General features: G+C 58.4%; 1 pseudogene. It reads right to left on the reverse strand.

The features are described from left to right. Positions 1 to 92 precede the first annotated feature (92 nt). Positions 93 to 245: pseudogene (locus A1830_RS23835) on the reverse strand (PAAR domain-containing protein); the annotation flags it as partial.

Consider the following 245-nt stretch of genomic DNA (forward strand, 5'->3'; position numbering starts at 1 on the left):
GCAAATAACAGCGTCAGGTCAGAGGCTTTATACAGCCCTTCCGGGACTTCTGACTGTATCGGCAGTGTCTGTTCCGGCTCCCCGCCAATGCGGACGTTCCCTGAACCGGTCATGACCTTTCCGCCACAGGTGGTCTGGTCACCTGTACGGGCAGCAGGCAGGCCGTTGATAAATACGCGTGAGGAGCCTTCGGCCATCTGCTGTGAACCACCGTCCTTAGCGCATTCCACCATGCTGTTGGTCGC

The organism is Erwinia sp. ErVv1 (genome assembly GCF_900068895.1).
In the GTDB taxonomy this organism is placed as follows: Bacteria; Pseudomonadota; Gammaproteobacteria; order Enterobacterales; family Enterobacteriaceae; genus Erwinia.